General features: G+C 59.5%; 12 protein-coding genes and 1 tRNA gene. 10 read left to right on the forward strand and 3 right to left on the reverse strand.

What is annotated here, in order from left to right; translation table 11 throughout:
* The first annotated feature begins 122 nt into the window (after positions 1–122).
* The 10 genes from JDEN_RS09615 (at position 123) to JDEN_RS09660 (ending at position 11,028) form a co-directional block, all read left to right on the forward strand.
* Positions 123–1,001: an ABC transporter ATP-binding protein gene (locus JDEN_RS09615; RefSeq protein WP_226926562.1), complete on the forward strand. Its 879-nt coding sequence runs from the start codon at positions 123–125 to the stop codon at positions 999–1,001.
* A gap of 40 nt (positions 1,002–1,041) precedes the next feature.
* Positions 1,042–2,049, forward strand: a complete 1,008-nt coding sequence (locus JDEN_RS09620; RefSeq protein WP_015772180.1) for an ABC transporter substrate-binding protein — start codon at positions 1,042–1,044, stop codon at positions 2,047–2,049.
* 50 nt (positions 2,050–2,099) lie between these two features.
* Positions 2,100–4,214: an iron ABC transporter permease gene (locus JDEN_RS09625; protein ID WP_015772181.1), complete on the forward strand. Its 2,115-nt coding sequence runs from the start codon at positions 2,100–2,102 to the stop codon at positions 4,212–4,214.
* A 29-nt stretch (positions 4,215–4,243) separates the two neighbouring features.
* The gene (locus JDEN_RS13110) at positions 4,244–5,068 is read left to right on the forward strand and encodes a class I SAM-dependent methyltransferase (RefSeq protein WP_015772182.1); all 825 of its coding nucleotides are present in this window, start codon (positions 4,244–4,246) and stop codon (positions 5,066–5,068) included.
* A 295-nt stretch (positions 5,069–5,363) separates the two neighbouring features.
* Entirely contained in the window at positions 5,364–8,171 is a 2,808-nt protein-coding gene (locus tag JDEN_RS09635) for a DUF4040 family protein (RefSeq protein ID WP_015772184.1), read from the forward strand.
* Positions 8,168–8,521 carry a cation:proton antiporter subunit C gene (locus tag JDEN_RS09640; RefSeq protein ID WP_015772185.1) on the forward strand — a complete coding sequence of 118 codons (354 nt, stop codon included), beginning with the start codon at positions 8,168–8,170 and terminating at the stop codon, positions 8,519–8,521. The genes JDEN_RS09635 and JDEN_RS09640 overlap by 4 nt, the downstream gene beginning before the upstream one ends.
* Positions 8,518–10,083 carry a monovalent cation/H+ antiporter subunit D family protein gene (locus JDEN_RS09645; protein ID WP_015772186.1) on the forward strand — a complete coding sequence of 522 codons (1,566 nt, stop codon included), beginning with the start codon at positions 8,518–8,520 and terminating at the stop codon, positions 10,081–10,083. Before JDEN_RS09640 ends, JDEN_RS09645 begins: the two co-directional genes overlap by 4 nt.
* The gene (locus tag JDEN_RS09650) at positions 10,080–10,451 is read left to right on the forward strand and encodes a Na+/H+ antiporter subunit E (protein WP_015772187.1); all 372 of its coding nucleotides are present in this window, start codon (positions 10,080–10,082) and stop codon (positions 10,449–10,451) included. Before JDEN_RS09645 ends, JDEN_RS09650 begins: the two co-directional genes overlap by 4 nt.
* Positions 10,448–10,705 carry a monovalent cation/H+ antiporter complex subunit F gene (locus tag JDEN_RS09655; protein ID WP_015772188.1) on the forward strand — a complete coding sequence of 86 codons (258 nt, stop codon included), beginning with the start codon at positions 10,448–10,450 and terminating at the stop codon, positions 10,703–10,705. Before JDEN_RS09650 ends, JDEN_RS09655 begins: the two co-directional genes overlap by 4 nt.
* Positions 10,702–11,028 carry a cation:proton antiporter gene (locus JDEN_RS09660; RefSeq protein ID WP_015772189.1) on the forward strand — a complete coding sequence of 109 codons (327 nt, stop codon included), beginning with the start codon at positions 10,702–10,704 and terminating at the stop codon, positions 11,026–11,028. The genes JDEN_RS09655 and JDEN_RS09660 overlap by 4 nt, the downstream gene beginning before the upstream one ends.
* Before the next feature lie 72 nt (positions 11,029–11,100).
* On the opposite strand, the gene JDEN_RS09665 is transcribed toward JDEN_RS09660, so the two are convergent.
* The 3 genes from JDEN_RS09665 to JDEN_RS09675 all read right to left on the reverse strand — a co-directional run bounded on the left by JDEN_RS09665 (position 11,101) and on the right by JDEN_RS09675 (position 13,875).
* Positions 11,101–11,173: transfer RNA gene (locus JDEN_RS09665), tRNA-Leu, on the reverse strand.
* A 122-nt stretch (positions 11,174–11,295) separates the two neighbouring features.
* A complete protein-coding gene (locus JDEN_RS09670; protein WP_015772190.1) occupies positions 11,296–12,735 on the reverse strand; it encodes an NAD(P)/FAD-dependent oxidoreductase in 1,440 nt (479 codons plus the stop codon).
* A 153-nt stretch (positions 12,736–12,888) separates the two neighbouring features.
* Positions 12,889–13,875, reverse strand: coding sequence for a Ppx/GppA phosphatase family protein (locus JDEN_RS09675; protein ID WP_015772191.1), 987 nt, complete (start codon positions 13,873–13,875; stop codon positions 12,889–12,891).
* Positions 13,876–13,966 lie beyond the last annotated feature (91 nt).

A 13,966-nucleotide genomic window follows, 5' to 3' on the forward strand; every position in this document is an offset into this window, starting at 1 on the left:
TGTATCGAACTTCGCCATGAGAGTCACTCCACCAGACACGATCACGCACACGAGGGGATGCCTACCGTCAATACGCAAGACGCTAGTTGCGTATTTAGGTAAGGCTCACTTAATGTGTGGGGGTGTCTTCCGTGCATTCGCCTGAACAGCAACCATCCCCAGAGATCACCGGTCTCCTGCAGGGAACCAATCTCACCATTGCATACGGCACCCACACGGTTATTCATGACGCGTCCCTTCACCTACAACCAGGGACAGTCACCGCTCTCGTTGGACCCAACGGCTCCGGAAAATCCACACTGCTTCGCAGCCTCTCCCGCCTCCACAGCCCCAATCACGGCACTATCACCCTGAACAAGACCACCCCCATTAACTCGCTCAGCGCAAAAGAATTTGCTCGTCAGATCACGCTCCTGTCACAAGCGCGCCCCACCCCTGCGGGCCTGACCGTTCACGACGTTGTGGAATTTGGGCGCCACCCACACCGCCACGGCTGGCGCGGAACAGACCCACACGGACCCGATGCAGTGAAACGCGCACTTGCCCTCACCGGGATCGCACCACTAGCTCACCACTACGTGGACACCCTCTCTGGCGGTCAACTCCAACGTGTCTGGTTCGCCAGTGCCCTCGCCCAAAACACCTCAATCCTCCTTCTCGACGAGCCCACCAACCACCTCGACCTGCGCTACCAGGTCGAGATACTCCAATTAATGCGCCAACTCGCGGACACCCACAGCATCACCGTTGGGGTCGTGCTCCACGACCTCAACCACGCCGCAGCGGTCGCTGACACCGTCCTGGTCTTGGACCAAGGCCAGGTCGTCGCCGAAGGCCCCCCACACCTTGCCTTCACCTCGGACCTACTCACCACCGTGTACGACATTGACGTTGTTGTCACCCACACCACCCCGACAACGGTCACGGTGAGCACCCCAACAACGTTGACACTGCGAGCGCAACCACGCGCTCACACCAACCAGCCAGCACCCGTGTGCTGACGTCACCCCGTACTGTGCGGGACACCATCGAAAGGACATCATGATCCACACCCGCGCCCGTGGCCTTGCGGCCGGAGCACTCCTCGCAGCGGTCACACTGCTCGCTGCTTGTGGCACCACAGAACCAGCAGCCTCACAAACAACAGTCAGTGAGGCACCAGAGTCCTCCAGCGGCCCTCTCACTTTCACCGATGGGCGTGGAGAAGAGGTGACTCTTCCCGACGGTCCTGCTACCCGCGTGGTTGTTTTGGAATGGTCACAAGCAGAAGCTGTCGTGTCCTTGGGAGTTGAGCCTGTTGGGCTTGCAGATGTTGCTGGTTACACCAGTTGGGTTGGCACTGCAGCGCCGCTCACCAATGAACCCACCGATGTGGGTGTACGCCGGGAACCGAGCATTGAAACAATCGCAACCCTCGAACCTGATCTCATCCTGGGATCGGTCGGTTCAATTCCTGACTCAGCCATGGAACAAATGGAGCGCATCGCCCCGATTGCTTTGATGACTGGGGCCAATGGGGATGACCCACTTGGCTTAATGCGCAGCGAGTTCACGACGATCGCCACCGCGCTCGGTCAAGAAGACAACGCCGAGAAAATCCTCGCCACCTACGACGACACGATCGCAGCGAACGCACAAAAATTAGCTGATGCTGGTCTCGAGGGGACCCCCATCGTCTTGTCATCACCCTACGCAGATGGCGCAAACGTCACCATCCGCATGCATGGGCCGCGCACCACAGTTCAAGCTGTCGCCAACGACATGGGCCTCACCCCAGCGTGGGAAGACCCAGGTGACGAACAGTGGGGCCTGTCCAACATTGACTTGGAAGGTTTAACCAACCTCCCTGATAACACCCGATTCTTTTACTGGGGCAACGACACATCTGAGTCCATTGACGCCCTAGAAAGCGCCGCCCTGTGGCAAGACCTCCCCTTCGTCAAGGAGGACCACGTCTACCGAGGTGCTGTCGGCATCTGGGCATATGGCGGGCCAGTGTCGATGACTGCGTGGAGCAACGACATCACCAACCAGCTCACCGCACCATAACCTCTCCACCCACCACCGCCACTGACGGCGCTGACCTGTAAAGGGCTTCCGTGTCCGCCCACACCACCCAGACCGCACCCATCCCTGCGCACACAGACTCCCCACCGGTGGCGCGCATCGGTGATCATTCCGCATTTGGCACCACCGTTGCGGGGCTGTTGCTCGCTACCTGGCTGGTTGGCGCGAGCGTTGTGCACCTTACTCAGGGCACAGCGGCGGTGGGGATCGCAGACTTGTGGGGCCTGTTGACCGGCGGCGATGTTCCTCAGTCGGCTCTTGTTATCACCCAGTCCCGCCTCCCGCGGCTTGGCGCGGCCCTCCTTGTGGGGGTCGCGTTGGGGGTGGCGGGCGCTGCCATGCAGTCGGTGACCCGTAACCCTCTTGCCTCCCCGGACACGACAGCGGTGAACGCGGGGGCCTACCTTGCGTTGACGCTTGTCTCGGCTTTTGGGTTCCAGACCGGGGTGTTATCTGGCACCGGAGTCGCGTTTGTGGGTGGGCTTGCCGCGGCATCCCTTGTCCTTGGTATTTCTGCTGGGGGAACCACGTCCGCGATTCGGTTGGTGTTGGCCGGTTCGGTCATTGCTTTGGGGCTGTCGGCGATGACGTCGGTGGTGCTGCTCCTGTTTCCGTGGGAAACCCAAGGGTTGTTCGCGTGGGGCGCGGGGTCGTTATCTCAGCGTGGAACAGAAGCGGTGATTACTGCGGCACCTATTGTGGTGGTGACAGTCGTGGTGTTGCTGACCCAAACACGTCATCTTGCGATCATGCACATGGGTGATGACGCAGCCCGCTCGTTGGGGGTCCCTCTTGTTCGTACCCGTCTTATCACCGTGGTTGGTTCGGTGCTGCTTGCTGCCAGTGCGGTGACTGTAGCTGGGCCAATCGGTTTTGTGGGGCTGTGCGCCCCGTTGGTGGTGCGTTTACTTGCTGCGTGGGTGCGCCCGTTACGGAAGCAGGCCCCGTTTTTTGTGGCGTCAGCGGTCGCGGGGGTGGCGTTGGTGTTGTCTGCCGATGTGGCGGTGCGTGCCGTGTTTGGTGCGGTCAAAGGGGTGACTGTTCCCACGGGTGTGGTGACTAGTGTGTTGGGGGCTGTGGCGCTGGTGGTGTTGGCACGGAAGCTGCCTCCTGCTGGTGACCATCATGCGTTGGCCTCAATGCGTGCGGGTGGGGCTTTTGCACGCCGGTTTCCGTGGCTGATCGTTGGCGGTGGTGTGGTCGGTCTTGGTGTGGTGATGGCTGTGTCGGTGATGGTTGGTGACCAGCTGGTGTTGTTGGGCGATGTGGCGAACTGGGTGCGCGGGGACGCGTCGGTGCGATTGGACATTATTTTGGATACGCGTGTTCCGCGGATTGTCGCGGCCGCGTTATCGGGGATGGCGTTGGCGTTGTCGGGTGGGTTGTTGCAAACCTTTACCCGTAATCCACTTGCTGATCCTGGGGTTCTTGGGGTGTCGTCTGCGGCGGGTTTGGGTGCTGTGGTGACGTTGATTTCGGTTCCTCAGCCGTCGTTTGTGGTGTTGTTTGCTGGGGCGTTGGGTGCTGCGTCGATTGCTGCCGTGGTGATTTTTGGGTTGTCGTCTCGTGGCGGAGTTTCGACGATGCGGTTGGTGTTGGTGGGTGTGGGGATGTCAGCGGGGACGAGTGCGATGACAACGTTGTTGCTGGTGCAAACGGACCCGTGGAACCAGAACAAGGCGATTACTTGGTTGGGTGGGTCCACTTTTGGTGCGACATTCCCTCAGTTGGTGTGGCTTGGTATAGCGCTTGTGGTGGCGGGCGTGGTGGTGTCACGGACGGCCCGTGATTTGGATGTGGTTCAGCTTGACGATGTCACTGCCCAGTTAGCGGGGGTGGCGGTGGACCGTTCCAAGGTGGTTCATCTTGGGGTTGCGGTGGTGTTGGCGGCGTGTGCCACGGCAACGGTGGGGGTGATTTCTTTTGTGGGGTTGGTTGCTCCGCATGCGGCTCGGTTGGTGGTGGGTAAACGGCATCGGTGGTTCCTTCCTTTGACTGCGATCATGGGCGCTTTCCTGGTTGTTCTTGCCGATGCGCTGGGGAGGTCGGTGCTTGCTCCGGCGCAGTTACCAGCGGGGATGGTGACCTCGTTGTTGGGAACTCCGTATTTTGTGTGGCTGTTGTGGCGGCTTCGGGAAAACCGGTGAATGGCAGGGGCGGGGCGTAGGCTAGCTTTATGACCAGTGCACACACCGCTGACCCGTATCACCTTGTTGTGGGTGAGCGCATCGGCCTTGAGGTTTATCACCGTTTGGTGACTGAGGTTGTCCGTTCTTTACCGTCCTCGCCACAGGCGATTCTTGATGTTGGGGCGGGAACAGGTCGGGCAACGTTTGAGTTGGCGGGCGTGTGCCCGCATGCTCGTGTGGTTGCGCTTGATTCGCACCGGCAGGCGTTAGCGCGGGTAGAGGCGCGGGCGCTTGAGTTGGGTTTGACGCGGGTGGTGCCTGTTGAGGGCGACATGGATGTGGCATTGCCGGACATCCAGGGTGTGGATGTGGTGTGGGCGTCGGCGTCTTTGCACCACAGTGAAGACCCCGTTGGGGTTCTTCGGCGGGTGTGGGATGTTCTTGCGCCGGGGGGTCACGTGGTCATTGTGGAGCATGATGGGTTCCCGGCTGTGGTGCCGCAGAAGGTGGCGTTCCTTGCCCCAGGGTTGAGTGAACGGGTGCAAGAATTGATGTCGACTCGGGGGTGGAATGATTGGCCGCAATGGTCGCCTTTGCTTGAAGACGCCGGGTTTGATGTCGTGAGTCGGAGGGAGTTTGTGGGGGTCAGCGCCGCTGGAGTGCATGACGATACCGCGTTTGCACGCCACGCTTTGGAGTCGGTCCTGCGGCACGCGGATGGTCAGTTGACGGCCAGCCAGGAACACGTAGTGTCGGCGCTCACCAATGAGCAGCATCCGCTGTACTTAGACGAGGGGGACGTGGATCCTCTTCATGTGGGGTTTGTTGTGTGGGTGGCCCGGCGTCCTTCATGCGTTCATCGGTGCGCCTGACGATGCGGTTGCTCACATCCTGGCCCGACAGCCAGCCACGCTGGAAATCGGTACGGTAGGATTTCGGTGATGTACACGCTCACTGACGCTCCCGCAACGGCCTTTCGGCCGCGGCTTTGGCTGCTTCCACACAATGGAACAAACGGTCAAGTGTCTCAGTGGGGCGCCCTGCTCGCAGGGAGCGCGCCGCCTGCTGTTCGTGCTGTGAAAGCCGACCTGTCGCTGTAGGCATACCGCGCATCAGCGTCAGGTTGGTTCCCCTCCCCCTGTCCCGTGAGATGACCGAGGAACCCCGTTGCTGCTTGCCTGCCTCCTTACCCTCCTGTTGACCTCTGTTGCTGCCGCGCCGCTCGGGCGTTGGCTGGGCAGGTCCGCGGGTTATGTCCTTGCTGTGCCGCTTCTAGGTGTGGCGGTCCTTCTCACCGCAGCGGTAGTAGACGCTGGTGTGGTCACCCAGTCTGTTGCGTGGATGCCCACTCTTGATGTGCACCTCGCGATGCGCGCCGACGGGTTGTCGTTACTGTTTGCGTTGCTTGTCACTGTGGTGGGTGCTGCCGTCCTGGTGTACTCCGCACGCTATTTAGGGGCGGGAAAACAGTCATCGTTTTATGTGTTGATGACAGCGTTCGCTGCTGCGATGCTCGCCCTTGTGCTCGCCGACGACGTCGTCGTGTTGTTTGTGGCATGGGAGGCAACAACGTTTTGTTCGTTCTTCCTCATTGCCCGTTCGGGCACTCACGCACAAGAACCCGCGTTACGAACCCTGTTGGTGACAGTGTTTGGGGGGCTGTTACTCCTCGCCGGGGTCATCACGATGGCAGTTGCCACCGGGACCACACAACTGAGCGCAATAATCACAGCAACAGTGTGGGCGGATAACCCAACGCTCACAACAGTGGTAGCGGTCCTCATTGCGGTTGCAGCATTCACAAAATCGGCGCAATTCCCGTTCCAGGCGTGGTTACCTGACTCGATGGTCGCCATCACCCCAGTGAGCACCTACCTCCACGCCGCCGCCATGGTGAAAGCAGGAATCTACCTACTGTTACGGTTCTCCCCACTCTTCCACGGGGTGACCATCTGGCATATTCTGCTCATCACCTGCGGGGTCATCACCGCAGTCATTGGCGCCACCGCCGCACTACGCCGCTTTGACCTGAAAGAACTCCTGGCCTACTCAACCATTTCACAGCTGGGGTTCCTCGTTGCCGTGATTGGAGTAGGAACCACATACGCACTCACCGCTGCGGTCATCCACACCCTCGCTCACGCACTATTCAAAGCCGCACTCTTTATGTTTGTTGGCGTCCTCGACCATGAAGCGGGCACCCGCGATATCCGGGAACTCTCCCGCCTTCGCTTAACCATGCCAGTCACCAAGGCGGCCATCACCCTTGCCGCACTGTCGATGGCTGGAGTCCCCCCACTGCTTGGGTTCGTCTCCAAAGAAACACTCTTCACCGCTTTCCCAGAAACACCCGGCCCCGCATGGACTGGAGTGCTGGTCACCGCCGTGATGGCGCTCGCAGCAATCTTCACGTTTGTGTACTGCGGGCGCATCGTGTTCGGGACCTTCACCGGAGACGGATCGCGAGGAACAATCCGCGAAGCATCACCACTTCTGTGGGGTGCACCAACTCTCCTGGCTGCCGCGGGCCTTGCATTGGGTGTGGCACCGTTTGTTCTTGACCCGCTCGCGTCAAGCGCAGTCACTGCCGCATCTCGAAGCGATGTCCACACCCACCTCGCGCTGTGGCACGGTGTGAACACCGCGCTTGTGATCTCCCTGGTCATTATTGGGGTGGGAACCGCCCTGGTAGTGAACCGGGTACGGCTGGAACCGGTTGTGGCTCGCCTCCGGTTCCCTTTTTCTGCCCTCGATATTATCGATGCGACCCGCGCCGGGATCATCACGGCTGGGACGCGCATCGGGAAATTCTCGGGCACCACCTCACCACGCCTCCACTTGGGGATCCCCGCCGTGGTCATCACAGGGATGGCCGCCTATGGCCTCACCGAGGTGGGGTCGCTCCCCCCTGTTATTGGCAGTACCAGCCGCCCCTTCGACTGGGTGCTCGTTGTCCTGATCCTCGCTGGGACTATCGCCACTGTTCGGTCTCGCACCCGGATCGCAGCGATCGTTGTGACCGGTGTTGTCGGCTTCTCCATGACGTTGTGGTTCTTCACTCTGGGTGCTGCCGACGTCGCTTTAACCCAACTGCTCGTGGAAATCCTCACCCTGTGCGTCATGGTGCTGTTGCTGCGACGCTTGCCTCGACGGTTCTCCACAGATGCGCCACGCCGCCGCATTCCCGCCATCATCATTGCCGTCGGTGCAGGTCTCGCCACTGTTGTGGCAGTCTGGGCACTCACTGGCCGCCGGGAGTTATCTGCCGCTGCCGAGTATTACCTCACGCAAGGCGAAGAAACCACCGGTGGGGCGAACATCGTCAATACCATCTTGGTGGACTTCCGAGCACTGGACACCCTCGGGGAACTCAGTGTTCTCGGTGTCGCCGGGGTTGCCATCGCGACACTGCTGTACTCACGCAAACCCATCCCTATTCACTCCGCCGACCTCGACGAACACTCGCCGCTGGCAGACTCCCGCCGCAACACCGTGTTCGTGCGCAGCCTCAGCCGCGTCCTGGGTCCACTGGTTGTTCTCATGTCGTTGCTCCTGCTGTTGCGCGGCCACCAAGAACCAGGCGGCGGGTTTATTGCCGCACTCATTGGTGGAGCAGGTTTCACGCTGCTGTACCTTGCCGCCCCCTCTGACACTGCGGCACGTGTTCGACTACCGTTCTTAAAGCTCATCGGGGCAGGAATCGTCACTGGTGTGGGAACCGGACTCATTGGATACGCCAAAGGGTCATTCCTCACCCCCATCCACATGGAGATTTTTGGCTGGCACACCACCACTGCACTCGTCTTTGACCTTGGCGTTTACCTCTCCGTCATCGGAGTGATCCTCGCCGCCCTGAACCTCCTTGGTCGCCAACACCGGGTCAGTCAACAACTGGCCTGGCATGACCCCGACGACCCCGGATTTGTCCACGACGACACCAGCACACACGACACCGAGGAGGTCACCACACGATGACGCTCGCCATCACCGCCGGGATCCTCGTTGCTGGGGCCGTGTACCTCATGATGCAACGCGAGATGCTCCGCATCATATTAGGGTTCATCCTCATCTCCCACGCCGCAAACCTCATCATCATGGCGTCCGGGAACTCCTCACGCAGAGGCGAACCGTTTGGCACTTTCCGTGACCTCACCACGGTTGCTGACCCTCTGCCCCAAGCGTTTGTTCTCACCGCCATCGTCATCGCGTTCTCCATCACCGTGTTCATGCTTGTCTTGGCCGTCACTGGACGCGAGGACGACGACACCTCACAGTCGCCACCACCTGACGACCTCGTTGACGACCCCAAGGAGAGCACCCGATGATCGCCTCTGCCCTCCCCCTTCTTGTTGCGGTGCCCCTGCTGTCCGCAGGACTTCTTGTTATTGCAGGTCAACAACCTCGACTCCACAAAATCTTGCTCTTTACTGTGCTCACCGGGGCGCTAGCAGCTGCAGTGACCATGGTCGTGACCTTCACCGACGGTTCAGCACTGGCCCACGGCGTTGGTTTGTGGCCAAGCGGGATCGCGATCCCCTTTGCGGCTGACATGTTCACCGCCCTCATGCTCACCGTCACAACCCTCCTCACGATCGTGTGTGCCGCGTTCGCTTACGCAGCACACCACGGTGACAACAGGTTCTTTGCCCCCATGACGTTGGCCCTCACCGCCGGTGTCAACGGGGCTCTCCTCACTGCAGACCTCTTCAACCTTTTTGTCTTCATTGAAGTGATGCTGCTCCCCTCCTACGCGCTCTACATCCTGTCAGCACCAGCTAAAGCGTCACTCCTGCGTATTTCTGGGGCGCGACTTTACGTCACCCTCAACCTCTTGACCTCAACGATCTTCCTCATTGGGGTGGGATTTGTGTACGGGACCGCAGGAACCGTGAACATGGGTGAACTTGCCGGCCTCGCCCGTGACGACGGAGCCGTTGCCATGGCCGTTGCGCTCTGCCTGTTTGCGCTCAGCATTAAAGCAGCCGTTGTCCCCGTTCACGGGTGGCTCGCCCGCGCATACCCTGCAACATCCCCCGCAATCACCGCCATGTTTTCCGGGCTACACACCAAAGTCGCGATCTACGGGATCTACCGCATCTACGCGGTCGTCTTCGACGGGAAAACCGACTACCTGTGGATCGGCATCCTGCTGTTCTCGCTGACCATGATCCTTGGCGTCATGGGGGCGGTCGGAGAAAACACCACCCGCGAGATCCTTGCTTTCCACATGGTCTCCCAGATCGGATACATCCTCCTTGGTGTTGCCTTGTTCACCGAATTAGGTCTCACAGCGGGGATCTTCTACCTCCTACACCACATGATCGTCAAAGCGTCCCTCTTCCTATCCACGGGAGCCATCGAGGTGACCTACGGGTCAGGACGCCTCAACACTGTCACTGGGATGCTCAAAAAAGAACCATGGGTCGCGGTTGCGTTCTTCATCGCCGCTCTCTCCCTCGCCGGGATCCCTCCGTTCTCTGGGTTTGTAGCAAAATTCAGTCTGATCATGGCATCAATCGACGCAGGACAGGTCGCAGCGACCGTCGTCATGGTCGCCGTGTCCCTGGTGACGTTGCTGTCCATGCTCAAGATCTGGTCTGGGGTGTTTTGGACCAAACACACCCCCAGCGAAGAAACGACGGACGCCGACCCCACCACCTTCGCGGTCATCCCAGCTGGAGACAGCACCGCATCGGCAACCACCACTGCCCCAGCCGTCACCACAACCCACAAAATCGGTGCTGCCCTTGCCGCACCCGCTCTTGTGCTGGCACTGATCACCGTCAGTTTGGGGCTCGGAGCCGAACTACTCCTTTCCCTCTCCCAGACGGCAGCCCACGGTCTGCTCGACCCCACCACATATGTTGAGGCGGTGCTTGGCTCATGATCCAATGGCTCACCTGGCCACTACGCATGGTGCAGTTTGCCGGCTGGTTCGCGTGGCAGCTTGTGCTGTCCAACGTGGCAGTCATTAAAGACAACATCACCCCCGGTCAAGACTCCACCCCTGGGATCGTTGAACTACGCACCCAGTGTCGCACTGACGCCGAAATCACCGCACTTGGTGCGCTCATCACCCTCACCCCGGGGACACTCACCCTTGGCACCGACATCATCCACACCGACGACGGACCCACACGCCTGCTGTTCGTCCACGGCATGTATGCCCAAACAGCGAAGGACCTACGCGCCTCACTGCACGACATGGAACATCGCATGCTTCACTCCATGCGGAGAAAGGGGTTCCGGCCATGATCGGTGTCGATATCGCCATCATCATTATTGGGGTTGCGTGCCTTGTCAGCACGTACCGTATCCTCCAGGGCCCCACCGAAGCTGACCGGGCTAACGCCGGTGATCTCCTTTTCTTCGGAATCATCGGGCTCATTGCACTCTACGGGGTACGCACCCACAGCCCATTCACGTATGACATTTTGATCATTGCAACACTTGTTGGATTCCTAGGGACAGTGTCGCTGGCACGCGCGTTGACAAGGGGAAAACGATGACCATCGCAGACATCATAGGCAACGTCCTCCTCATCCTTGGTGCACTACTGTTCGCCTCAGGAGCCTTGGGAATCATCAAGTTCCCTGACCCCTACACACGTATCTCGGCAGTGGGAACCGCCGGGGGTATTGGGATCATTCTCGTGATCGCGGGAACAGTCTTTCTCGCCCCAGGGCTGTCCAACGCAGTCAAAGCCATCATTATTGTCGCCCTGCAGTTGGGGACCTCCGCGATCGGGTCCATTGCGATCGCCCGCTCCGCCTACCTCACCGGTGTACCCCTGTACGAACAACACTTCAACGATCTCGACGAACGCGAGTGACTAGGTGCCCACCACCTCGGGCAGTGGAGTGCACCCAAGAGGTTATAGGCACACGATCGTTACAGGCATGGGTGCCCCCAGTCGGACTCGAACCGACACTGGACCGATTTTAAGTCGGCTGCCTCTGCCATTGGGCTATGGGGGCTGACACAAACAGCGAAGCTGCTGTGACGTGCACGGACAGGCACGTGCGGGCCTTGTTTAGGATACATGACGATGCCCGATGAATCGAAAGCGGGCACCGTCATGTTCCCGCAATGATTGGTGCTAGTGGGCTTTCGCCTCGTCAGGAAGGGATGAGGCCTGCTCTTGCTTGGGCTTGGGTGGGATCGCCGCAGCACGGAACTCTGCACGCGGGTCGTGGAGCGGCCCAAGTGGCACAAGTTCGCGGCGCATCAGGTACACCGACACCCAACCAGTGGTAATCCGCAAGCGGCGGGAAATTGTGGGCATCGCGTACAAGTGATAGCCACGGTGTGCACACCAGGCAAAAAACCCGCGCAGTTTGATAGAGCCAAACAAAATGGCCACACCCTTGTGCAAACCAAGGGAAGCGACAGTCCCCAAGTTCTTGTGCGAGTACTCCTTCAACTCCCCGGAACGAAGCACTGACGCAAGGTTGTCACCAAGAAGTTTGGCCTGACGGACCGCGTGCTGTGCGTTAGGGACACAGAACCCGTTGATACCGCCATGCACATCAGGTACCGCGGCACAGTCACCAGCAGCATAAGCATCAGGAATCACGGTGCCCTCAGCATCAATCACCTGAAGTTTCGTGTTTGTGGTGACGCGCCCCATTTTGTCGGTCGGGAGGTCTGACTCACCAATGACTGGGTGAGCTTTTACACCTGCGGTCCACACAATGGTGTCCGTGTCGAACTCAACACCGGTTGAGGTCACCACGTGACCGTCCTCGCATGATGACAAGAACGTTGACAAGTGGAACTCAATACCCCGCTTTTGCATCTCTTCGAGCGCGTACTGAGCCATTTCCTCAGTAAGTTCAGGCAGAATCCGGTTTGACCCTTCAATCATGACAAAACGCAAATCCCCAGGTTCGATCGTGGGGTATTGTTTGATCGCCGATTTTGCCATGTCCTCGATCTCAGCGATCGCTTCACAACCAGCGAACCCACCACCAACAAAGGTGAACGTGAGCAACCGCTGACGCAAGTCCTTATCCCACGTCGACGCGGCCACAATGATGCGGTCTAGCACGTGGTTGCGCACAGCAACCGCTTCTTCAACGTTCTTGAACCCAATGGCATTTTCAGCAAGACCAGGAATGGGAAGGACACGAGACACCGACCCCAAGCCCACAATGAGGTGGTCATAGGTGATCTCGTATGGCTCACCGATCTCAGGAGTCACCTCAACAGTGCGGTCATTGTGACGGATCTGAGTGACCCGCCCCATGAGAGTGTCAATCCCCTTCAACGCACGGTTGTGCGGGGCAACAACGTCGCGGTCAGAAATCGACCCGGCAGCGACCTCGGGTAAGAACGGTGCATACGTCATGTACGGGCGGGGGTCGATCACAACGATCGCCGCTTCCCGCTTACCCAGTCGTTGACGCAGGCGACGGGCTGAATACAAGCCGACGGACCCTCCGCCAAGGACCACGATGCGCGGAACTTTGCGGGGACGAGGCGTCGTGGTGGCCTTCGTCTCAGCGGCGTTGTCGGTGAGTTCGGTTGTCTGAGCCATAGTTCAATCGTATGTCTGGGACGAAAGTCCAGCACTATTCCAAGGGCGTGATAACCAGCACATCCCATGAATTCCCCATGGGATACGGGCGCACTCCCCTTTACTTCAACCTGACCTTTGTCCTATGACCACGCCCGCCATCCCGAACTGCTCTCAGTAACTATCCCCCACTGAACCAAGGGATAAAGCGATCCCATCCAAAATGTCATGTTCACTGGTCACCGTGGTGGTCAGGCGCCCTCCAGCCTGCGCCACAGCCGCCTGCACCCGTGCCATGACCGTGGACCACACCAACGCTCCAGCGCCAATCACATCCACCCGACCAGGGTGCATAAACCCGAGCGCAGCGCGTTCCAAACGGTTACGGCGTAACAAGTTGTCGCACGCTGCCTGCGCATCGGCAAGAGACATCACAGCACCGTTGATCGCGTCGCGATCATACTCACGCAACGCCAACACGTGCGCGGTCACTGTGGTGATCGACCCAGCCAACCCCACCAACGTCGCTGTCCGCTCCAACGGAACAACCTTGGCTGCCTCATCAATGGCACGGTTAATGTCCGCGGCAGCAGCAGCGATCTCTGCATCAGTGGGAGGGTCAGACTGCAGGTGCCGTTCAGACATGCGCACACAGCCCACATCCATTGAATAAGCACCCACCGGTGAGGTTGTCCCCAACACCAACTCCGTAGAGCCCCCACCCAAATCAACAACCAAGAACGGGCCCCGGTGGCGTTCATCCAACACCGAAATGGCGCCGCGGAAACTTAAGGTAGCTTCTTCCTGACCCGAAACAACCTCAGGATCAACACCTAACGCCTCACGCACACCCTCAACAAACACGTGCCGGTTCGATGCGTCACGAGTGGCTGACGTCGCCACAAAACGAATGCGCTGCACACCATAGTGCTGACACAACTGCGCATACCGGCGGGTTGCATCCAACGTGCGCTCCAGCGCCTGAGGAGCCAACTCTCCAGTTTTGTCGACGCCCTGCCCTAACCGAACCACTTCCATAAGCCGCACATGATCACGCAACTGGTTGCGCTCGGCGTCAACATCAGCGATCAACAAGCGGATGGAATTCGTCCCACAGTCAATAGCCGCGACCCGCACAAACCCAGGGTCAACTGCCGGCACGTCACCAGGAGAATCCACCGTCAACGGTGCGTCAGGAAGATCAGCAGGGACAGGAGGAAGAGAGCTCACGAGAGGTCCTTAACGTCGTTCA

This window comes from Jonesia denitrificans DSM 20603 (genome assembly GCF_000024065.1).
GTDB classification, from domain to species: Bacteria; Actinomycetota; Actinomycetes; order Actinomycetales; family Cellulomonadaceae; genus Jonesia; species Jonesia denitrificans.